This window comes from Iodidimonas sp. MBR-22 (assembly GCF_029946565.1).
Lineage (GTDB): Bacteria > Pseudomonadota > Alphaproteobacteria > Sphingomonadales > Rhodothalassiaceae > Iodidimonas > Iodidimonas nitroreducens.
The window spans coordinates 144961-165482 of the sequence record NZ_JARKVQ010000002.1; the positions used below are offsets into that span (position 1 = coordinate 144961).

24 protein-coding genes and 1 tRNA gene are annotated in these 20522 nt (G+C 54.1%); 18 read left to right on the forward strand and 7 right to left on the reverse strand.

The window, feature by feature from the left end:
- Positions 1 to 50 precede the first annotated feature (50 nt).
- From QK300_RS02495 to QK300_RS02525, 7 genes are all read left to right on the forward strand, one after another.
- Positions 51 to 497 carry a hypothetical protein gene (locus QK300_RS02495; protein WP_281300133.1) on the forward strand — a complete coding sequence of 149 codons (447 nt, stop codon included), beginning with the start codon at positions 51 to 53 and terminating at the stop codon, positions 495 to 497.
- Positions 498 to 708: 211 nt separating this feature from the next.
- A tRNA-Met gene (locus QK300_RS02500) sits at positions 709 to 785 on the forward strand.
- Positions 786 to 1134: 349 nt separating this feature from the next.
- On the forward strand, positions 1135 to 1341 hold the full coding sequence (locus QK300_RS02505; RefSeq protein ID WP_042086396.1) for a cold-shock protein: 207 nt from the start codon (positions 1135 to 1137) through the stop codon (positions 1339 to 1341).
- Between the two features lie 141 nt (positions 1342 to 1482).
- Positions 1483 to 2157, forward strand: a complete 675-nt coding sequence (locus QK300_RS02510; RefSeq protein WP_281300132.1) for a CatB-related O-acetyltransferase — start codon at positions 1483 to 1485, stop codon at positions 2155 to 2157.
- A 136-nt stretch (positions 2158 to 2293) separates the two neighbouring features.
- Positions 2294 to 2518, forward strand: coding sequence for a hypothetical protein (locus QK300_RS02515; protein ID WP_281300131.1), 225 nt, complete (start codon positions 2294 to 2296; stop codon positions 2516 to 2518).
- Between the two features lie 42 nt (positions 2519 to 2560).
- Positions 2561 to 4294, forward strand: coding sequence for a diguanylate cyclase (locus tag QK300_RS02520; protein WP_281300130.1), 1734 nt, complete (start codon positions 2561 to 2563; stop codon positions 4292 to 4294).
- Positions 4295 to 4342: 48 nt separating this feature from the next.
- Positions 4343 to 5128 (forward strand): SAM-dependent methyltransferase, encoded by a 786-nt coding sequence (locus QK300_RS02525; RefSeq protein WP_281300129.1) that lies wholly within the window; start codon positions 4343 to 4345, stop codon positions 5126 to 5128.
- On the opposite strand, the gene QK300_RS02530 is transcribed toward QK300_RS02525, so the two are convergent.
- Positions 5012 to 5599: a DUF2721 domain-containing protein gene (locus QK300_RS02530; protein WP_281300128.1), complete on the reverse strand. Its 588-nt coding sequence runs from the start codon at positions 5597 to 5599 to the stop codon at positions 5012 to 5014. The two genes, QK300_RS02525 and QK300_RS02530, sit on opposite strands and share 117 nt — an antisense overlap.
- A 146-nt stretch (positions 5600 to 5745) precedes the next feature.
- On the opposite strand from QK300_RS02530, the gene QK300_RS02535 reads away from it, so the two are divergent.
- The 3 genes from QK300_RS02535 to QK300_RS02545 are packed head-to-tail and all read left to right on the forward strand — an operon-like array spanning position 5746 to position 8297.
- Positions 5746 to 7275, forward strand: a complete 1530-nt coding sequence (locus tag QK300_RS02535; RefSeq protein WP_281300127.1) for a hypothetical protein — start codon at positions 5746 to 5748, stop codon at positions 7273 to 7275.
- Between the two features lie 52 nt (positions 7276 to 7327).
- The gene (locus QK300_RS02540; protein ID WP_281300126.1) at positions 7328 to 7702 is read left to right on the forward strand and encodes a VanZ family protein; all 375 of its coding nucleotides are present in this window, start codon (positions 7328 to 7330) and stop codon (positions 7700 to 7702) included.
- Positions 7703 to 7739: 37 nt separating this feature from the next.
- The gene (locus QK300_RS02545) at positions 7740 to 8297 is read left to right on the forward strand and encodes an EF-hand domain-containing protein (RefSeq protein WP_281300125.1); all 558 of its coding nucleotides are present in this window, start codon (positions 7740 to 7742) and stop codon (positions 8295 to 8297) included.
- 66 nt (positions 8298 to 8363) lie between these two features.
- Here the strand turns inward: QK300_RS02545 and QK300_RS02550 are convergent, their stop codons facing one another.
- A complete protein-coding gene (locus QK300_RS02550) occupies positions 8364 to 10580 on the reverse strand; it encodes a lytic transglycosylase domain-containing protein (protein WP_281302261.1) in 2217 nt (738 codons plus the stop codon).
- A 308-nt stretch (positions 10581 to 10888) separates the two neighbouring features.
- Between QK300_RS02550 and dapA the strand changes: the two genes are divergently transcribed.
- A complete protein-coding gene (dapA, locus tag QK300_RS02555) occupies positions 10889 to 11761 on the forward strand; it encodes a 4-hydroxy-tetrahydrodipicolinate synthase (protein WP_348651808.1) in 873 nt (290 codons plus the stop codon).
- A gap of 53 nt (positions 11762 to 11814) precedes the next feature.
- Positions 11815 to 12285: an SsrA-binding protein SmpB gene (gene smpB, locus QK300_RS02560; RefSeq protein WP_281300122.1), complete on the forward strand. Its 471-nt coding sequence runs from the start codon at positions 11815 to 11817 to the stop codon at positions 12283 to 12285.
- Positions 12286 to 12318: 33 nt separating this feature from the next.
- Here the strand turns inward: smpB and QK300_RS02565 are convergent, their stop codons facing one another.
- Both QK300_RS02565 and QK300_RS02570 read right to left on the reverse strand, forming a co-directional pair.
- Entirely contained in the window at positions 12319 to 12696 is a 378-nt protein-coding gene (locus tag QK300_RS02565) for a flagellar basal body rod C-terminal domain-containing protein (protein WP_281300121.1), read from the reverse strand.
- A 19-nt stretch (positions 12697 to 12715) separates the two neighbouring features.
- Positions 12716 to 13450, reverse strand: a complete 735-nt coding sequence (locus tag QK300_RS02570; protein WP_281300120.1) for a hypothetical protein — start codon at positions 13448 to 13450, stop codon at positions 12716 to 12718.
- A 27-nt stretch (positions 13451 to 13477) separates the two neighbouring features.
- Between QK300_RS02570 and QK300_RS02575 the strand changes: the two genes are divergently transcribed.
- From QK300_RS02575 to QK300_RS02585, 3 genes are read left to right on the forward strand one after another with little or no spacing between them, the layout of a single operon-like run.
- Complete coding sequence (locus QK300_RS02575) at positions 13478 to 14821, forward strand: GGDEF domain-containing phosphodiesterase (protein ID WP_281300119.1); 1344 nt, start codon at positions 13478 to 13480, stop codon at positions 14819 to 14821.
- Between the two features lie 36 nt (positions 14822 to 14857).
- Positions 14858 to 15502, forward strand: coding sequence for a DsbA family oxidoreductase (locus QK300_RS02580; protein WP_281300118.1), 645 nt, complete (start codon positions 14858 to 14860; stop codon positions 15500 to 15502).
- 36 nt (positions 15503 to 15538) lie between these two features.
- Positions 15539 to 16252, forward strand: coding sequence for a queuosine precursor transporter (locus tag QK300_RS02585; protein WP_281300117.1), 714 nt, complete (start codon positions 15539 to 15541; stop codon positions 16250 to 16252).
- A gap of 23 nt (positions 16253 to 16275) precedes the next feature.
- Here the strand turns inward: QK300_RS02585 and QK300_RS02590 are convergent, their stop codons facing one another.
- The 3 genes from QK300_RS02590 to QK300_RS02600 are packed head-to-tail and all read right to left on the reverse strand — an operon-like array spanning position 16276 to position 18686.
- A complete protein-coding gene (locus QK300_RS02590; protein WP_281300116.1) occupies positions 16276 to 16650 on the reverse strand; it encodes a VOC family protein in 375 nt (124 codons plus the stop codon).
- Positions 16647 to 17432, reverse strand: a complete 786-nt coding sequence (locus QK300_RS02595; RefSeq protein WP_281300115.1) for an exodeoxyribonuclease III — start codon at positions 17430 to 17432, stop codon at positions 16647 to 16649. The genes QK300_RS02590 and QK300_RS02595 overlap by 4 nt, the downstream gene beginning before the upstream one ends.
- Before the next feature lie 12 nt (positions 17433 to 17444).
- Positions 17445 to 18686: a dicarboxylate/amino acid:cation symporter gene (locus tag QK300_RS02600; RefSeq protein ID WP_281300114.1), complete on the reverse strand. Its 1242-nt coding sequence runs from the start codon at positions 18684 to 18686 to the stop codon at positions 17445 to 17447.
- Between the two features lie 165 nt (positions 18687 to 18851).
- Between QK300_RS02600 and QK300_RS02605 the strand changes: the two genes are divergently transcribed.
- From QK300_RS02605 to QK300_RS02615, 3 genes are all read left to right on the forward strand, one after another.
- Complete coding sequence (locus QK300_RS02605; RefSeq protein ID WP_281300113.1) at positions 18852 to 19418, forward strand: hypothetical protein; 567 nt, start codon at positions 18852 to 18854, stop codon at positions 19416 to 19418.
- 235 nt (positions 19419 to 19653) lie between these two features.
- Positions 19654 to 20049: a helix-turn-helix transcriptional regulator gene (locus tag QK300_RS02610; RefSeq protein WP_281320808.1), complete on the forward strand. Its 396-nt coding sequence runs from the start codon at positions 19654 to 19656 to the stop codon at positions 20047 to 20049.
- Positions 20050 to 20232: 183 nt separating this feature from the next.
- Complete coding sequence (locus QK300_RS02615) at positions 20233 to 20475, forward strand: hypothetical protein (RefSeq protein WP_281300111.1); 243 nt, start codon at positions 20233 to 20235, stop codon at positions 20473 to 20475.
- Positions 20476 to 20522: the final 47 nt, after the last annotated feature.

Sequence of the window (20522 nt, forward strand, 5' to 3'; positions counted from 1 at the left end):
CTGGCCCTGCGATTGGATCAGTGAGACGAAACCCTGAAAGGAGACCGGATATGTTGAACCCATCCATTCTTGGTGTTGCTTTGGCGGCGGCTTTATCCTTGCCAGTGTTGGGCATGGCCCAAACGGCGGCTGCGGAACCGGCTCATCTAAATAAGAGTCAGTACAATCATGCGGCTTCTGTTTCAGCCGGTTTTCAGCTTGCAGGCCATCATCGCGATCAAGTGGGGCACAAGCGGGCCTATGGTCATCAGAAAAAAGCTTATAGCCACCAAAAGAAGGCTTATCGTCATCAAAAGAAAGCTTATAGCCACAAGAAAAAAGCCTATGGTCGCCATGATGATCGCCGCTTTCATGGGGTGAGCCCTTATCAGCGTGATCGCGCTCATCGCTATGATAATCGCCGCCATGATGATCGTCGTTATGATAATCGTCGTCATGAACGCCGCAACATCTATCATGCACCGCGCATTGTTATTCCGGGCTTTTTCTATCGCTAAAGGCCTGGTCGCCGGGGGCACGCCCCCGGTGACGGGCGCGGGCGGGCGTCCCATGACATCGGGCGGTTTTAAACTTTGCTCATTCTTGGCGGTGTAAAAGTCTTGACGAAGACAGCGGAACTTTCCTATATGAGCGCGCCTTGGCTGGCCATGGATCAATCGGCTGCCATAGGGCCATGCGTGGTCAGGTCTATCGGCCAGGCATTTCCGGGGCGGAGTAGCTCAGTTGGTTAGAGCAGCGGAATCATAATCCGCGTGTCGGGGGTTCAAATCCCTCCTCCGCTACCAATTTTCCCCATTACAGATTTTTTATGTCAACCCGGGCTTTTTTGCCAGCCCGGCGGCCCAAAAATCACGGTTGGGGACAAAAAATCGGTTCTGTTGCCTGAAGCCGATCAAAGAGGCTTTGATTCATCAAAAAAGTAGAGTATGTTTGCGCACATTCAAAGTTGCTGATGTGGCTTTGGATTTATCTGCGATATGCTGGCTGGCGTGTTTTGGCATATCAACAAGCAGGAAACAGGCGGTCGGGATGTCCCGGCTGGACACGTCGAATAACCTGCGACTGATCTGATTTTGGTTTCGCGCGATTACGACGCTACCGACTTCTGAGACATCGCGTGAAAAGGACACGACAATGGCTAAAGGTACGGTTAAGTGGTTCAATTCCACCAAAGGTTTCGGTTTCATTCAGCCTGAAACAGGCGGCAAGGACGTTTTCGTCCATATTTCTGCCGTCGAGCGCGCAGGTCTTTCCGGCCTGGATGATAATCAGCAGGTCACCTATGACCTCGAAGAAGATCGCCGCGGCCGCACATCTGCCGTGAATCTTCAGCTCGCCTGATTGAGCCGAATTTTTCATCTGAACCACTTAAGGGAGGCTGCGGCCTCCCTTATGCGTTTTGGGGCCTTGCCATATTCTCCTCCATGCGTTTGAAACGCCCATAGTCTTCAAAATTTTGACATCCCTGTGATGGAGCGGCTGATGCCCGATAAAATGGCGCGTTTTCCCGATCCCGCATCCCCCAATCCCTTGCCTCATGCGCCACGCGTACAATGGCTGAAATCCCTGATCAGCCGTCCCAATATCGATGTTGGGGCCTATAGCTATTATGATGATCCGGTCGCGCCCGAGCGGTTTGAAACAGATAATGTTTTGTACCATTTCGATCATGTGGGCGATACGCTGCGCATTGGTCGATTTTGCGCTCTTGCCGCGGGCACCACATTCATCATGAATGGGGCCAATCACAAAACAGATGGCATCTCCACCTTTCCATTCCCCATTTTTGGCGCGGATTGGGATCGGCATATGCCCCTGCTGCAAGATATTCCCTCACGCGGGGATACGGTTCTGGGCCATGATGTGTGGTGCGGCTATCAAAGCCTGATCATGCCCGGCGTGACCATCGGACATGGAGCGGTGATTGCCAGCCGGTCTGTGGTGGTGTCTGATGTGCCGCCCTTCGCCATTGTGGCAGGCAATCCGGCGCGCATCGTTAAAATGCGCTTTTCGCCGGAAGATTGTATCCGCCTTTTGGCGCTTGCATGGTGGGATTGGCCTATCGAGCGCATCAGCCGGCATGTTCCTTTGATCATGAATGGCGACATTGCCGCTTTGGAAGAGGCAAAGTCCAGAGACGAAGCGTGCGCGTTTTGATAGAATAAATAACTACCGTTGCAATTTAATAAAAGCGTAAGAGTTTGTACGCATTGTTTGTTTCTCTAGTGGTTTGTTTCCACGAGGGGGCAGATAGCCCTGTTTGCAAGTAAATTATTTATGGGAAAGGAAAGACATGTCGAAACTTCTGGAATTCATGACGAAATTGGGGGAAGATTCCGTTTTTAGGGACAGTTACTTGACTGATCCTGATGGGGTGATGAAAAATTTTGGTCTTACAGACGCAGAGCGCAAGATGATCCGCACAGCCGATGTGGAGGGGATCAGGCAAACATTGGGCGTGGAGCATGTCTATTTGAATGTTCATGTGCCTCCGCATGGAAATGATGAGATCAAATAAAAGCTGTCATCAGCAGGGGGGCGGTGCAGATTGAGATTTTTGATGTCTGGCTGTGTGACGGCAATTTTATTGTCGTGCATCACTCTGGCTTTGGCCGATACGTCTGACATCGATGTGATGTTGCGCGAAGCCAATGAACTGGTCAGCACCGATCCCAATCGGGGAGAGGCGATCCTGCAAAGGATTGCCTCTCTTTCCGATCGTCTTTCCAATCTACAGCGCTACCGACTGCAAATCGTTCAGGCGAAATTATTGCTAATTCACGGACAATATAGCAAAGCCCTGCAATTGCTTGAGGATGTGTCGGGAGAAGACCTGTCGATCGATTCGCTCGTCCTGTCCAATTCCATCCAATCCACAATCTTCAATGCCTTGGGCGATTATGACCGGATGTTTGCCAAAATTCAGGAGAATTTGGCACTTGTGCAGGGGATTACAGATGTTAGCCTGAAAGCCGGTTTCATGCACCCGGCGATTGTGGCTTTTCGGAATGCCGGGGCTTATGAACAGTCGCTTTCGCAAGGCCTGCAGATGCTGAAATTGGCTCGGGAAAATGCGTTTTCACGATCAGAATGCTATGCCCTTGTGGAACTGGGGATCACCGAACGCAGTGCTGGCAACAGGGATGCGGCGTTGGTTTGGTTGAGGGAAGCAGAAGCCTTTTGTTCGGACATTGGCAATAAGCTGATTGTCAATTCCGCCCGCGCCAATCTGGCAGCACTGGCCCTTAATGCAGGCGATGCGGATAGAGCCATCGCCATTGCCTTAGTGGCTTTTCCCGATGCCAAAGAGGTGGGTTATGCTTATCACATTGCCGAACTGAAAGCGGTTCTGGCGGAAGCTTATCTGCGGTTAGGCGATCTTGATAAAGGGCTGGAGGCGGGCGAAGAAGCCTTCAGCCTAGCCACAGAAAGCGCCATCAACCTGCTTGTGCGGCAAGCGAGCAAAACGCTTGCGGATATCCATGAGCATCGAGGCGATTTGCACGCATCGCTTGCCATGCACAAGATCTATCTAGAGACCAGCCAGCTTCTGGCCGATGATCGCGCGGCCATGGCCATGGCCTATTACCAGAATCTTTATGAAGCACAAGACAAGGAGCGGCGGCTTCAGATTCTGAATCAGGAAAATGAATTGCTGACCTTGTCCAGTGCCTTGTCGGAAAAACAGCGGCAGAATTTAATGCTTTTATTGCTGATTGGCATGGGTTTGATCGGCGTTCTGATAACCTGGCTCATCTATGCCAATATGCAGCGCCAGCGTTTTCTTCTTTTGTCGCAAACAGATGGGATGACCGGGATCGCCAATCGCGAGCATTTTTCCCGCTCTGCCGAGGGGCTGATGCGGGAGGCCGCCACATCACGGGCGGATTTGGGGCTGATTTTATTCGATCTCGATCATTTCAAAACGATCAATGACAGCTATGGCCATGCCGCGGGCGATTGGGTTTTGAAAAAGGTGGTTGCGGCCTGTCGCGCGGTGATCCGCAGGCAGGATCTTTTTGGCCGCCTTGGCGGTGAGGAATTCGGCATCTGCCTGCTTTCAGCCGATCTGGGCGATAGCCTTGCTGTGGCCGAAGCCTGCCGCCTTGCCATTCGCGCTATCGATACCAGCGACTTGGGCCAACATTTTACCATCTCCGCAAGCTTTGGGATTGCAATCAGGCAGGCTCGGGACGAAAGCTTCGACAGCCTGCTTATCCGCGCCGATCAATGCCTTTATAGCGCTAAAACGGCGGGCCGCGATCAAACCCGCTATGAATCTGACGCGGCCTAAGATGAGGGGCGGCCCATCGATGCCATCACATCCAAGCGCGGAGATTTCATGACCAGAAAAACGGGCAGCCTTGTGGCTGTGGGTACCGGAATGATGCTGGGGGCGCAGATCAGCCCCATTGCCAAAACCGAAATCATGCGGGCGGAAAAGCTTTTCAGCCTGGTCGATGGCATTGCCGAAAAATGGCTCGAACAGCTCAGCCCGCATCTGGAAAGTCTGCAATCAAGCTATGCTGTGGGCCGCTTTCGCCCCGATAGCTATCGCGAAATGGTAGAGCGGGTGATGGTCGCAGTGCGGGCCGGGCAGCGCGTGTGTCTGGCCGCCTATGGCCATCCCGGCATTTTTGCCTGCGTGCCCCATTGGGCGATCGAGGCGGCTCGGGCTGAAGGCTATGAAGCGCGCATGGAGCCGGGCATTTCAGCCGATGCGTGCCTTTATGCCGATCTGGGCCTTGATCCCGGCAGCCTGGGCAGCCAGTGTTATGAGGCAACGCATTATCTGCTCTATCGCCAGCATCTCAATCCCTATGCCCTGCTGATTTTATGGCAGGTGGGGCTGACCGGTGAAACCAGCCTCACCCGCTTTGAAAGCGATCCTGTGCGATTGTCTCTGCTGGTTGAAAAGTTGATGGCCGATGGCTATGGGGCTGATCATGAGGTGATCATTTATGAAGCCGCAACCCTTGCCCTGATGCCGGTGCGGGCGGATCGGCTGGCTTTATCCGCCTTGCCCGATGCGGCCCTCTCGCCCGTCTCGACATTGGTGATCCCCCCCTTGCCCAATGCCCCCAAAGATGCGGCCATGCGGGAAAAGCTCGATGCCCTGATGGCTTAAGGGGCGGTTTCGGGCCGAGGGCGGACGCAGAATATCGCGCCGGATTCGGATCGCCTTGGTGGCCAATGAAATTTCGACCAAAAGCAGGATCAGCCCGATGGTGAGGGTGCTCATCGCCAGAATGAACAAAACCGCCACCGGTTGGGCGAAATCCTTGTTCATCAGATCGGCAATGAACAGCACCATCACCACCAGACACACAAACAAGGCCGATATGGTACACAGGCTGATGGCGCCTTGCACCACCTGCATGCGTTTATCCAATGTGCGTAATTCAAGATGGGTGCGCTGCTTTTGATCGGCCAGCATGGTTTCATAATCGGCTTCAAGGGCCCGGGCGCGATCAACCACCCGCGCCAGCCTTTGGGTCATGACATTGAGGATGGCCCCGATCCCGGCCAGTAAAAAAACCGGGGCAACGGCCAGTTGGATGATATGGGCAATGCCGATGATATCCTGTGCCACGTTCATGATCGAGATGCTTTCTAAAAGCTGTGATGGCCAAAAGCTGTGAAGGGAAGGGGGGCGATCCCTGCGCAGGATCGTCCGGCCCTTGTCGTATAAAGCTTATTGGCACTATGCTACACAGACCGCATTTGCAAAAGGGGGCAAAGCCCGTGAAAAAAATTCTGATCATTGCCATCTGGCTTTTCCACACAAGCCACGCCATCGCCAGCGATGAGGCAAAGGCGCCTGCCATCATTCCACCGCCGGTGCAGTTTGTTACCGAACATAGCGGCCGGTTCAATGGTCAGCGGATCGATTATCGGGTGATTGCCGGGGACACCTATATCCGCGATGATGAGGGGAAGCCGACAGCGGCTTTTTTCAATGTGGCCTATGTGAAGAAAGCCGAGGCCAATCAAAAATCTCGCCCGATCACCTTTTTATTCAATGGCGGGCCGGGTTCGGCCTCCCTTTGGCTGCATATGGGGGCTTTTGGGCCAAAGCGTGTGGTGGTGCCCAGCGATGCGGAAGACGATGGCGCGCCGCCTTATCCCATGGTTGATAATCCCGATACGATTTTGGATGTTTCGGATATGGTGTTCATCGATCCCGTGGGCACCGGCTATAGCCGCGCTTTGGGCGAGAAGACAAATGCCGATTTCTATGGGGTGACCCAGGATGCGGAGTCCATCGCCGCCTTCATCCATCAATGGGTGACTGAGAACGGGCGCTGGAATTCGCCCATTTATATTGCCGGTGAAAGCTATGGCACCCTGCGCATGGGGCCGTTGCTCGATGCCCTTGGCGGGCGGCGCTATCAGATGGGCGTGAATGGGGTGATGCTGATTTCGGCGGTGCTGCATTATCAGAACAGCCGCTTCAATCAGGGCAATATCATGTCTTATGTCAGCTTTCTGCCCAGCTATGCGGCCACCGCATGGTATCATGATCAATTGCCGGAAAAGCCTGCAAATCTGGAAGCCTTTCTGGATGAAGTGCGGGAATTTGCGCGTACGGATTATGCTACCGCCCTGATTGCCGGCACGCGGCTGCCCGATGCCGAACGCCAGCGCATCATCGAACGCCTGCATCGCTATACCGGGCTTTCAAAAACATGGCTGGATCAGGCCAATATGCGCATCCATGTGCGGCGCTTTTTCAAGGAATTAAAGCGCGATGACCGCGAGGTGGTGGGCAGGCTCGATAGCCGCTATCTGGCCACCGAGCCCGATGCGGTGGGTGAATTTTATGAAACCGATCCGGCGGCTGCGGGGATCAGCCATGCCTATGTGGCGGCGATCAATAGCTATTTCCATGATGATCTCAATATCCGCATGGATCGGCCTTATTTTGCCTCCAGCCCCGATGCCTTTCGCAAATGGGATTGGTCACCGGATGGCGATGCCCCCAATGGCGGGCGCTTTATCAATGTGGTGCCCCAGCTTGGCAGTGCCATGCGCTATAACAAGGATCTGCGGATATTGGTGACATCGGGCTATTTCGATTTCGCCACACCCTTTTTCGGGGCGGAAAATGCCCTGTCGGAAATGGGCCTTGTGCCCGAACGCATCCACTACACCTATTATGAAGCCGGGCACATGATGTATCTGCATGAACCCTCGCGGCAAAAATTCATGCGCGATATTCATGGCTTTATCACCGGATCGGATGCCAAAACCCCATCCGGGGGCGGGAACTGAAATATGGGCCGTAATGTTTCAGCACACTGGAATAGTTCAGGACATGGGCCTTATGCCCATTGAATTCTGGCGCTTTTTGCGGCGATTGGCGGTGATTTTGATCGGGCTGAACATCCTGTTTGGTTCGCTCTATCCCATCAGCAATGGCCTGGATTTAAATATTTCCGATAAGCTTCAGCATTTTGCGGCCTATTTTTTGCTGGCTCTGGCTTTGGGGATGTCATCGCGGCCTCTCAGCAGGCGGCTGCTTTATTTCATTCTGGCCGCCCTGTTTGGCGCCGGGATCGAAATTATCCAGCCTATGGTGGGCCGTGATATGGCCTTTGCGGATTTTCAGGTCAATCTGTTGGGGGTCGGATTCGGGGGCATTTTAGGCATCATCATTCGGCCATATTTCCTGACTTATCTGAAGATGCGGAAAGCGTGATGAAGGTTTTTTGCCCAAGCTTGAAAGGATTGACACTATGAATAAAACAGCATTTGGATTTTCTGCCCTTGCGGGGCTTCTTGTGATGGGAAGCATGGCAGGCATGGCGCAAGCAAAAGATCATGGCCGCCATCATTCCGGGGGCCCTGCTTTGGGCTTGTTCGAAAAGCTTGATAGCGATCAAAGCGGCACGGTTGATCGTTTCGAGCTTGAAGCCTATCAGGCCAGCCGCTTTGATGCCGCTGATCTTGATGATGATGGGGCGATCAGCCTTGAGGAATTTCAGGCGCATCTGGCGGCTTTGCGGGCAGAGCGCCGGGCCCACCGCGAAGCGAAAATTTTCGACCGTCAAGATAGCGATGGTGATGGCCTGTTGATCGCATCCGAACTTTCAGCCCGCAGCTCGGCGATGTTTGATCGCCTTGATGCCGATGGCGATGGCATCATCACCCTTGATGAAGTGAAGGCCTTTGATGATAAAGGCGACGAGCGCAGTGATCGCGGGAAAGAGCGTGGCCGGGATGATGATCGCGGACGCCGGAATGATCGCGACGACAAAAATGACGATGATGATCGCGATGACGATCAAAACTAAGGCGACCCTCTCGGACGTCTAACCAAAAAGGACGGCTCTCTGGATGGGGCCGTCTTTTTTATGCCCTTAATCGCCGCCGGGGGATGGCCGGGCACCAAAGCCCAAGGGGGCTGCCTGCGGTGAACGCTCGATCTCGGGCTTGGGCATTGGCATTAAAGACGTGATATCGAGCTGCCGCCCTTTATGGATGAATTGGCTCAAGGTGGCATCTTTGAACGCGCCAAGCCGAATGGAATAAATCGGTGCGGCTTCTAAAACCCGCTGCACATAATTGCGGGTTTCGCCATAGGGGATCATTTCAATCCAATCAATGGGGTCGGCGGTGATTTTGCGCGGGTCACCATAATCCTTGATCCAGCGATCCACCGGCCCTGACCCCGCATTATAGGCGGCCAGCGCCAGCATGGGGGCCCCTTCATAGCGCTTGAGCAACTGATTAAAATATCTGTGGCCCAATTCCAGATTGAAGGCGGGATCATTCAACAAACGCTCCCGCGAATAGGGGCGCTGTAATTGTCGGGCCAAACGATTGGCCGTGGCGGGCATCAACTGCATCAGGCCCAAGGCCCCCACATGGCTGACCGCTTTGGGATCGAATTGGCTTTCCTGACGGGCGATGGATAAAATCAGGCTTTGGCTTTGATCCAGTCCTTTGGTCATTTCAATCAGGGGATAGCCATGTTCGATGATCAGATCGCCATCGCGAACAGATGTTTTCGCGGCAATCACCCCGATTTGCGGACGGTCAAAATCAATGGCTAGGCTGGCGGCCATCCGCGCCTGATCGGGGGTGGGGGCGTTTTCCACCAATTGGCGCACGAAATGAGCCAGGGAGCGTTCTTCCCCCATTCTGGCCAGAAAGCGGGCGGCCTTCACCAGATCCTGGGCTTCAAAAGCCTGTTTTGTGGCTTCATCGATGGTCTTGGTCTGGCGATCGAGCATCAGCATATCGCCGCCCAAATGATCAAGGGCAAGCTGGCCATAAAAAACCGTGGGATAGCGGGCGGCTTCCTCATACCAGCGGCGGGCAAGGGCGGGATCATTCAGATCTTCGGCGGCGCGCGCCGTCCAATAGGCGCCACGGGCAAGGCTTACCGGAAAATTCACCACGCTGAGCATGGCCTGGAAATGCGCCAGAGCCTGAGCCGGGCGAGATTGAAAGCGCAAGGCGATCCACCCCGCCAGCCATTCGGCTTCGGCAATCTGGGCGCGGGTAGTGCGCGGCAATTCAGTGACCAGATCGGTGGCGAGATCAGGGGCCAGATCGGAATTTATTTCCTCCGGGTCCGCCTCGTCGTCATCAGGGCGCAAACCATCGAGCATGGCGTGGTCGGCGGCCAGCCGATAAGCCGCATCGATGCGCCCTTCGCGCAGGGCTTTGCGGGCCTGATAATGCCGTTCCCGCCACCAGCGTTCGGGGCGAAGAATATCCCGGCCATTGACGGCGGTTTCCAAAAGCAGGCTTTCAGCGCTGTCATTCTTGCCCTTGATGCGCCGCCAATAGGCCCGATCATAAACCAGCCCGGCATTGGATTGCAGATCATCGGGAACAGCCGCCACCGCGCGATCCACATTATGGGCAAAAGCCATCAGTGCATTGCGGGCTTTGGCTAGTGCCTGATAATCCTTGGGCAGGGAATGCACCATCCGCATGGCCTGCTGCCGGGCCCTTTGCCACAGCAGATAATCAACCCGGGCCATATGGTCTTCGGCGGTCAGAAAATCCCCATAGCGATCCATGATCCGCCGTTCCTGCGGGCTGGAAAGCCCGGCGCTGCGCCAGCCCGCGCGCAGATGATCAATGGCTTTATCCTGCTGGCCATCGCGCATCAGGGCTTGGGCATAATGCAGATGTCCATCCCCCGTTTGGGGCGGATTGTTGGCAAACCATTGCAGGATGGCAGCATCTTTGGTTTGGGATGTGATCGCGGCCTCGATGGATCGGGTTAAAGTGGCCGACAGGGGCCAATGGAGGTGTTGGGCATGAAAAGCGCGTAATTGCTCGAAATGTCCGCTGCCCCCTTTGGTGAAAGCGATCCACTCGATCACATCGCGTTCCACCGCACTTGCCCGATCCGGCAGGGCCTGCAAAGCGGCCTGCAATTGCCCCCGGGCGGCTTCATCAAGGGCGGTGCGATAGGCTTTCCCCTCGTCGCTGCGCAGAAAATCGCTGGGCAGATCGGGTTTCAGGCGTGGAATGGGGGTGCTGGTTTTGGCATAAGATGGGGCGACCAGCCCCAGAGGGCCGCCCCCTAAGCCGCTCATAAAGACGATTGACGCCAAAAGGGCGATCATGAGAAAGACGGGCAATGGCGACCTTGTCATTTGAGGCATGGCAGATGATTTTACAGTCCGAATGATTGACGGGCTTTTAAAAAAAGGGCATGTGGCTGCGTTTACCATTCCACCAAAGCTTACGCGCGGCGCATCATAAGGTCCAGTCTGATCTGATTTCGATCAGATGAACGATCACATCCGATCAGGGCTTTGCTGGCCTGTTCCTTTGCGTTGATCCAAAAGGGCGGGGAATGATCAAAGAGTGCGGGGACCTCGACATTTTGGGGTCGTCTTGTTTCAGGGAGACACATTGAATGTTCACCGGGTCGATGACAGCGCTGATAACGCCCTTTAAAAATGAGGCGGTTGATCTTGATGCCTTCAAATCCCTGTGTGAATGGCAGATCGGGCAGGGCACTTCGGGGCTTGTGCCTTGTGGCACCACCGGCGAAGCGCCCACGCTCAGCCCTGATGAGCAGCGCACCGTGATCACGGCGGCGGTCGAGATCGCCAAAGGCCGGGTGCCGGTGGTGGCCGGTGTGGGGGCAAATTCAACCGCGCTCACCATCGAACGCGCGCAGATGGCGCAAAAAGCCGGGGCCGATGCCCTGCTCGTGGTCGTTCCCTATTATAACAAACCCAGCCAGCAAGGGATGATCCTGCACTATAAGGCGGTGCATGATGCCTGCGATCTGCCGATCATCATTTATAATATTCCGGGTCGGTCGGCAGCGGATATGTCGGTTGATACCATGGCCGAACTGGCGCATTTGCCGCGCATAGCCGGGGTGAAGGATGCGACCAGCGATCTGGCCCGGGTGGCCCGGTTGCGCCTGCTTGTGGAACCAGATTTTGCCCAGCTTTCGGGCGAGGATGCAACGGCTGTGGGCTTTAATGCCATGGGCGGGGTGGGCTGCATTTCGGTGACATCCAATATCGCTCCCGATCTGTGCGCCCGGCTGCAGGCCGCCACCTTTAACAAGGATTATGAACAAGCCCTGCAGTTGCAGGATCAGTTGATCGAACTGCATCGGGCGATGTTTTGTGAAACCAGCCCGGCTCCGGTGAAATATGCGGCGCATCTTTTGGGGCTGTGTGCTCCCGATCTGCGCCTGCCTTTGGCACCTTTGTCGGATCAGGGGAAAAAGACCGTGCAATCGGCCATGGAAAAGGCCGGTTTGTGCTGATCGATCAGGATTAGGGGCTTTTGTAACGGGGCTTTTCAGCCTACAGCATGACTATGGTAAAACAAGATCTCAATGGCCGCATGGTCTCGGAAAATCGCAAGGCCCGCTATAATTATGCGGTCGAAGATACCTATGAAGCCGGTATTGCCTTGAAGGGGACCGAAGTGAAGGCCCTGCGCAAGGGCACGGCCAATATCGCCGAATCCTATGCCGAGGAAAAAAACGGTGAGATATGGCTGATCAATGCCCATATCGATGAATTTTCCCATGGCAATATTCATAATCACGAGCCGCGCAGGCCCCGAAAATTGCTATTGCACCGAAAACAAATCAACAAGATCGCCGGGGCCATCCAAAGAGCGGGGATGACCCTCGTTCCCCTGAAGATTTATTTCAATGATCGGGGGCGGGCGAAAATTCTGCTGGGTCTGGCGCGGGGTAAAAAAGCCCATGACAAGCGCGAGGATATCAAGCAGCGCGATTGGGATCGCCAGAAACAAAGGCTTTTAAAGGATTATGGCTGATTTTTCAGCCCCCACCGCCATGATCGCTAAAATTTAGCGATCCCGATCCAAAAGCTGTTGGGCCAGTTCATCGGCGGTTTCCAAAAGCTTCAGGCTGGCCTTATAGCCGATTTCGGCCGATTTCAATTCCACGATCTCATTGATCAGCGACACATTGGGCATTTGGGTGAAGCCATTGGCATCGGCGCTGGAAAGATCGGGCTGAAAGGCGCTGAAGGATGCCGGATTGATGGGCTGGGTCTGGGTGATCACCCCGCCGCCATTGGGGGCGCTTGTGGTCAGAACGCGCTGGGGCCGAAAGACCGTTTCCGCTGTTCCTGCTGATTGAACATTGACGATATTCTGCGCGGCATTATTGATCCGCTGCTGATTGGCGAGAAGCCCGCTGAGGGCGGTGGTGGCAATCTTCATTCGCTTCATCCTTGCAATCTTACTTCAGTCTAACCGCGCATCCATCAAAAATCTGTAAAGATTGGATCCAATGATAATGAGTCTGACCTATCAAAAGATAGGATGGGATGGTCAGATGCTTGTGCCGCAGCAAGATGCAGTTTAGTTTTAACAAAATGGCAATGCGCATATGCGGGAGACGGTTACGTCTAAAACGAACACACAAAAATTGGCCTGTGCTCTGATTGCCCATGATGATGGTGATCAGTGGCAAGGTTTGTTGCAATCTGCCGGCATTAAAAGTTTTCTCATCGATCCTTTGACATTTGAGCCTTCCCGTCTTGCGGAAATCCTGTCCGATAAACGGTCGCATGCCCTTGGTGGGCCAGTGGTTTTTATCGATCTCAAAATTTTTGATCAATCCGATGTTTCGATGCCAGCGATTTTGGCAGGCTGTGCTGATCACTGCCGGGCTTTGGGGGGGGTGATCATTGGCCTTGCCCAAAGCCATGATGGAAAGATATCTGATGCCTTGATGCAGGCGGCATGTGATGCGCCCATCGAAGATATTCTGGCCAGTGAAATTCGGCCATCGATGATTGAGTCCCGCATAAGATTCGCCCTTATGCGGCGCAATTCTCGACATATTCCCCCGCGATCGACACTCCATGATGAAACGGCCCCGATTGACGCGGGATCGTCTTTTGATCTGCGCCTCATAGAGGATACCGCCGATACCGATGATCTGGGGATCAAGTTTTTTGGGGGGGATCATGCCTTTCGCCAGGCTATTGCCCAAGCCGTGAGCCAGGCCACGGATGAACGCAGCCTGTGCCTTGTGATCTTTGATCTGGATCGGTTCAAGCGGGTGATCAGCCAATATGGCAGTGATCAAAGCCATGCTTTGTTTCAAGCCTGTTTGCTGCGTGTGCGGCAATCCCTGGCCAATAGTGTGGCCCATGATGATGCTCTCCATGATAATTCCCTCGGCCAGGCCAAGGATGCGGCCAAGGATGCGGCCAAGGATGCGGCTAAGTGCACGGCCATCCCGGCGCCGATCCTTGGGCAATTGAGCGAGAAGGAATTTGCCATTCTCCTGCCCGGCGATGTGGATAAATCGGTCAATTTACAAAAGGTGGAAGCGATTTTGCGGCAGATTTCTGTGCCGATCAAAATTGCTGAACGTTCGGTTTATCTATCGGCCAGTGCCGGTGTGGCGATGGCACCAAAGGATGCTGATGAGGCGGGTGATTTGCTGAGCGCGGCCCATTCTGCGGTGCGGATGGCCAAGCGCATCGCCGGTAATTCGGTTGTTTTCTGCACGCCGCAACTGGCCGCGAATGAAGCGCGCACGATGGAAACCGAAAATCGCCTGCGTGAAGCCATCGCCGGAAATGAACTGGAAATGTATTTTCAGCCGCAGGCCAGCGTGCGCACCGGCGATGTTGTGGGGGTGGAAGCACTGGTGCGCTGGCATCATCCCGATCTGGGGCTGATGAGCCCGGAAAGCTTCATCGCCATTGCCGAAGAGGCGGGGATCACCGCTGAACTGGGCTGCTGGGCCATTCAATCGGCCATTGCTGAAATCTGCAGGATGGAGCGCCATGGCTTGCCGCCTTTGCAGCTTTCGGTGAATGTTTCGGCGGATATGTTCACGGGTCTATCGGGGCGTGATCTGGTAGCGCATGTGCGTCAGGCTTTGGTGCGGGAAGGCATGGCCCCACAGCGCCTGACCCTTGAAATCACCGAGCGCTCAATCATTGATGAAGATGGCAATGGCCCGCAGGTGATTGATGCGCTCAAGGCTTTGGGGGTGCGGCTGGCGCTGGATGATTTTGGGACCGGCTATTCCTCTCTCAGCTATTTGAAGGCGCTGCCCATTGATGAACTGAAAATCGACAAAACCTTCATCATGGGGAATGCAAAAGAAGATCGCGCCTTTTTACGGGCGATCATCATGATGGCCAAAACCCTGAATATGAGCGTTCTGGCCGAAGGGGTGGAAACCCGGGATCAACTGGTGCGGCTTTATGAGGAAGGCTGCGATCTTTATCAGGGCTATTTATGCTCCCCCCCTGTGCCGGCCCACGCTTTGGTGGATGTGATCAAAACCCGCTTTCCCGGCACGTCCAATCCGCAGGGCTGATAGTAATCGTATCATGATGAAGAAAGGCCATCCGCGATGAAAATCGATATTATTTCTGATGTTGTTTGCCCTTGGTGCCTGATCGGAAAGCGCAGGCTGGAAAAAGCTTTGTCGATGCGGCCCGATTATGCGGTTGAGATCACATGGCGGGCCTATCAGCTTCATCCTGATCTGCCCCCCGAAGGTATGGATAAAGCAACGCTGCTGGCTCAGAAATTCGGCTCAAAGGATCGGGCCAGCGAGATTTTCGAGCACATCGCCACAGAAGGCCGCAGCGAAGGGCTGGATTTTGCTTTTGACAAGATCACTCGTGCCCCCAATACGCTGGATGCCCATTGCCTGATCAGATGGGCGGGATCGGCGGGCTGTCAGGATGGGGTGGTCGAGGATTTGTTCGCCGCTTATTTCTTTTTGGGCAAGGATATTTCAAATCATGATGAATTGATCGCCATCGCCCGGAAAAATGGGATGGATGCCGATCTGGTGGCCGGGCTTTTGGAAAGCGGACGCGATCAAAGCGCGGTGGCACGCGAATGCAATCAGGCGCGTGAGATGGGGATCAGTGGCGTGCCGAGCTTTATTTTTGATGGCAAAATAGCGGTGAATGGCGCACATCAGCCCGAGCAGCTTTGCGCAGTGATGGATCAGCTTTTAAGCCAGACCAAAGCAGGGGTGCGTTGATCGGTGCGCGACAGGTCGATAAAGGATGCTCAAATTATGCGCCAGCCGCCAGTGGATCAGTCCCAAATAGGCCAGCCAAGGGTCTATCGCTATTATGATTTTGCCATGGCGGCCTTTGTGGCGATTCTCATTTGCTCCAATCTGATCGGGGCGGCGAAAATTGCCGATATTGGTGGCTTTGAATTCGGCGCCGGGGTGTTGTTTTTCCCCCTGTCTTATGTGCTGGGCGATGTGCTCACCGAAGTTTATGGCTATGCCCGCACCCGCCGGGTGGTGTGGGCAGGCTTTGCCGCGATCATTTTCATGGCGGGCATGAGCTGGGTGGTGGTGGCGCTGCCGCCCGCCCAAGGCTGGCTGGGGCAGGGGTCTTATGAACAGATTTTCGGACAAACACCGCGCATCGTTTTTGCCTCGATCACAGCTTTCTGGCTGGGTGAATTTGCCAATGCCTTTGTGATGGCGCGGATGAAAATCATCACCAAAGGCAAGCACTTATGGTCGCGCACCATCGGCTCTACGGTGGTGGGCCAGGGGATCGACAGCCTGATTTTCTATCCCATCGCTTTTTTGGGGATATGGCCGACCGATCTGGTTTTGACCATCATGCTTTCCAATTTTGCTTTGAAGCTGGGTTGGGAAATCCTGCTCACCCCCGTGACCTATAAAATCGTGGGCTGGTTAAAGCGTGCCGAGCATGAAGATTTCTATGATGACGACACGAATTTTACGCCCTTTTCCCTCGATCGCTGAACGTCCATGCCTTTTCAGGCCGTTTAGCCGCGCCTTTCCACCCGCCATGGTGGGAAGCGTCGGTTCTCGCCGGGATTGAACAGGCACAGTAGATTGCCCGCAGGATCTTTCAGGCGCGCCTCTCGCCACAGCCAGCGCTGATCAGTGGGCGGTAATTCGAAGATAAAGCCCTTCGCGGCCAGTTCGCCAACCAGAGCGTCAAGTCTTGTTGTTTCGAAATAGGTCGTGACACCGGCCGCTGGACGGTCGTCGAGATGCAGCGAGAATGTGGCACCATTCTCGCACTCGAAACGGGCATAATGGGCAGTATCGACGATTTGCAAAAAACCCATGCGGCGATAAAAATCGGCGCTTTCCTCAATATTGCGGGTGGGCAGGGTGATCTGGGTGAGGTTCATGACGGGTCCATCTCCCCTTTAAGCGTGATCCACACCGGTACATGATCGCTGGCTTTTTCCCTGCCCCGCTCCATGCGGTCGATTCCCGCATCGGAAAGCCTATCGGCGGCGGCGGGGGAAAGCAGGCAATGATCGATGCGGATGCCATGATCTTTTTCCCATGATCCGCGCTGATAATCCCAAAAGGTAAAGCAATCCGTGCCGGGATGATGAAGGCGGATGGCATCTGTCCAGCCCTGATGCACGATGCGATTATAGGCGGCCCGTGTTTGCGGCAGAAAAAGCGCATCCGCCTCCCAGGCCCGGGGATCATAGCAATCGGCATCTTCGGGGATGACATTATAATCCCCAGCGAGCACCACGGGCTGTTCGCCTGCTAAAAGTTCTGCCGCATGACGACGCAGATGCTCCATGAAATCCAGCTTATAATCATATTTGGGGCCGGGAGCCGGATTGCCATTAGGCAGATAGATCGAGGCAATCAGCACCCCATCATGGCGGCCTTCGATATAGCGGGCCTGAGGATCATCTTCCATGCCGGGCAGGCCACGCCGAACATCATGCAGCGGCGCGCGCGACAATAAAGCCACCCCATTGAACCCTTTTTGCCCATGCAACTCCAGATGCCAGCCCCGATCCTCAAACTCCAGCTTTGGAAAATTTTCATCGAGGGATTTCAGTTCCTGCAGGCACACCACATCGGCCTTGCACCCCTCCAGCCATTCCAGAAGCCGGGGCAGGCGGGCCTTTACCCCATTGATATTGAAGCTTGCGATTTTCATGCTGATTGAGTCCTATTCGATGGGATCGGCATTGTAGCTGGCTTCATCCAGCTCATTTTCCGATTTCGCCACCAGAACCGCAATCGTGGCATCACCGGTGACATTGGTGAGGGTGCGCATCATATCCATCAGCCGATCAATAGGGAAAAACAGGATGATGGCCCCCAAAGGCAGCCCCACCGATCCCAAAACCACGGGCATTAAAATCAATCCGGCGCTGGGGATGCTGGCCGCCCCGATCGAGGCCAAAGTGCCGGTGATGATGATCGTGGCATATTGCGCCCCGGTGAGATCGATACCGATGGCCTGAGCCGTGAACATCGCTGCAATGCCCATATAAATGGCGGTTCCATCCATGTTCATGGTTGCCCCCAAAGGCAGCACGAAGCTGGTGATTTTTTTGGAAACGCCCAGATTATCCTCAACATTGCTCATGGTAACGGGCAGGGTGCCTGCGCTGGTGGCCGTGGAAAAAGCCACCGCCTGTGCATCGATGATGCCGCGAAAAAATTTCAGCGGGGCCAATCGTCCCACCAATGTGAGCAGGCCACCATAAACCAGAATGATCTGGGTGAGACAGGCGAGATAAAGCGCCACCACGATCCAGATCAGGGAAAATAGCTCATTCACCGGCAAAGCCCCGATCACCCAGATAATCAGGGCAAAAATGCCGAATGGCGCCAGGGCCATGATGATATGCACCAGCTTGAATACCACCTCGGTTGCTGAATCAAAGAACTGACGCACAATGGCGCCTTTTTTCCCCGCCAGATTGATGGATAGCCCGATCAAAAGGGCAAAAACGATGATCTGCAACACATTACCCTCGGCCATCGAGGCGATGGGATTGGCAGGCACCAGACCCACCAGAAGATCACGGATGCTCATGGCGGCATCGGGATCGGGCGCGCCCGCCCCAGCGGATGCGGCATCGGGCAGGGAGATTCCCACACCCGGTGAGATCAGCCCCCCCATCAAAAGCCCGATAAACACCGCACAAGCCGTGGTGAACATATAAAATCCGAAGGTCTTGATCCCCATCCGGCCCAGCTTTTGGCTATCGGACAAAGAAGTGACGCCGGAAATGATGGTGGTAAAAATGATCGGGACCATCAACATCTTGATGGCATTCACGAAAACAAGGCCCAAGGGCTGCATGGCGATGGCGATGTCTTTGAGGCCCGCTGCTTTTAAAAGGCTGCCGATCAGGATCGCGAGGCTGAACGCGATCATGATCTGCTTCCATAATTTCATCTGTTTCCAGCTTTGCCACATGATCTTGTTTTCGCCTTTCTACTGCTTGCCAAGCCGAGATCAAAAAAAGAGCCATCATCCGCACAATGCAGAATTTAGCTTTCCTTTAACTGAAATTATGAGTGTAATGCACCCTCTGTCCCCCGCATCACAAACGATAACGTCATGAAACGCAAGATTTACTCGCTGGGTTTAAAGGTATCTGCGCTGGCTTTGGGCGGAATGATCCTGATGGGGGCATTCGGTGAAAAGCTTCATGCCCAAACATTGGGCGATGGGGTTGCTGCCTTTTCTTTGCAGGATTATCAGCAGGCCCATGCGATTTTCCTGCCATTGGCGGAAAATGGCGACGCCGAAGCGGCTTTTCGCTTGGGCCGGATGCTGGAAAGCGGCTATGGCACGGCCGCCGATCAGGATGCAGCGAAAGGCTGGTATGAAAAGGCGGCGAACGCTGGCCATGAACTGGCCCGGCAAAGGCTGAGTGATCTTGAGGGGCTTCAGGGGCAAGAGGCTAATCTGAAGATTCTGGAAATGGAGGCGGCGAAAGGATCGCCGCGTGCCATGATCGCACTGGCACGGCTTTATGCTGCCGGAAACGCCGTGCCCTTGGATAAGAAAAAAGCACATGACTTACTTGTGGAAATGTGCAGTATCACCACATCAAAGGCTATGATCGATTATGGTCGAGAGGCTTTGATCCGGATGGACTATAAAGGGGATGCGTGCAGATAAACGCTTGGAATGTGGTTGGTGTATGACCCTTTGTTAAAGGATAGGTTGTGTTATCGGCAAGGGGCCGCGCCATCCAACCTATTAAATATGTTAAGTATTTTATAAAAACAGAAAGAAGTCGCTAAAAGACTTTTCTTTCACGTTAAAGCCAAATAGTTTATGAAACCAGATCATCACGGGCCGCTGATGGGGATCGGCTCTCGGCGAAGAATTTCAAATTATGACGGAGAGAAATGTGGTTCGTGGACCAAACCCCATTGATGTGCATGTCGGCTCAAGGGTGCGATTGCGCAGAACGCTTTTGGGTATGAGCCAGGAAAAACTGGCTCAGGCACTGGATCTGACATTTCAGCAGGTGCAGAAATACGAGCGTGGCTTGAACCGGATCGGCTCAAGCAATTTATACAAGATCAGTCAGGTTCTTGGTGTTTCTATTTCCTTCTTCTTTGAAGATATGAGCGAAGATCTGTCTGAAAGACTGATTCCCCCCAGCCCGAATGATAGCTTTGATATGCGCCAGATCGGTAAGCGGGAAACCATCCAACTGGTGCAGGGATTCTATGCGATCAAGGACGAAGAGATGCGCAATCAGATCTTTCAACTGATGAAACGCTTGGGCGGTGATACATGAATTCATCGTTTTTTGAAGGCTGATCCTAAGGGGCGACTTCCTGAAGCCAATCACCTTAATTCATTGTAGTTTTTACAATTATAAGGCTTGGGACCGGAGCTTGCCATTGCCCGTTTGGGGAATGGAGTTGGATGTTTTTGCATGATCTTTTGCAGCTATTGATAGTCTTGCAAAGAAGATTTCATGCCTGATCCTAAATCCAACTCCAAACTCAATCTTCAGCCTGATACATTGTCTTTATATTTGCTGAGATTGCGGGCTGCCTTTGAAAAGCTCGATGAGGCTCAGCTTGAACGGCTTGTGAACCTTGCCGAGCAGGCAGGGCTTTTGCTTGAAATGCGCGATCATGGGTCTTTTGCCGGGGAAACGGCCAAAAGCCTTTTGGCGCGAATGCAGCAAGATTATCACGACGGGGCCAGAGTGTAATCCCCCCCCTGAAGCGTCCCGGGGTGCGAAAAATGCGCTGCGAGGGG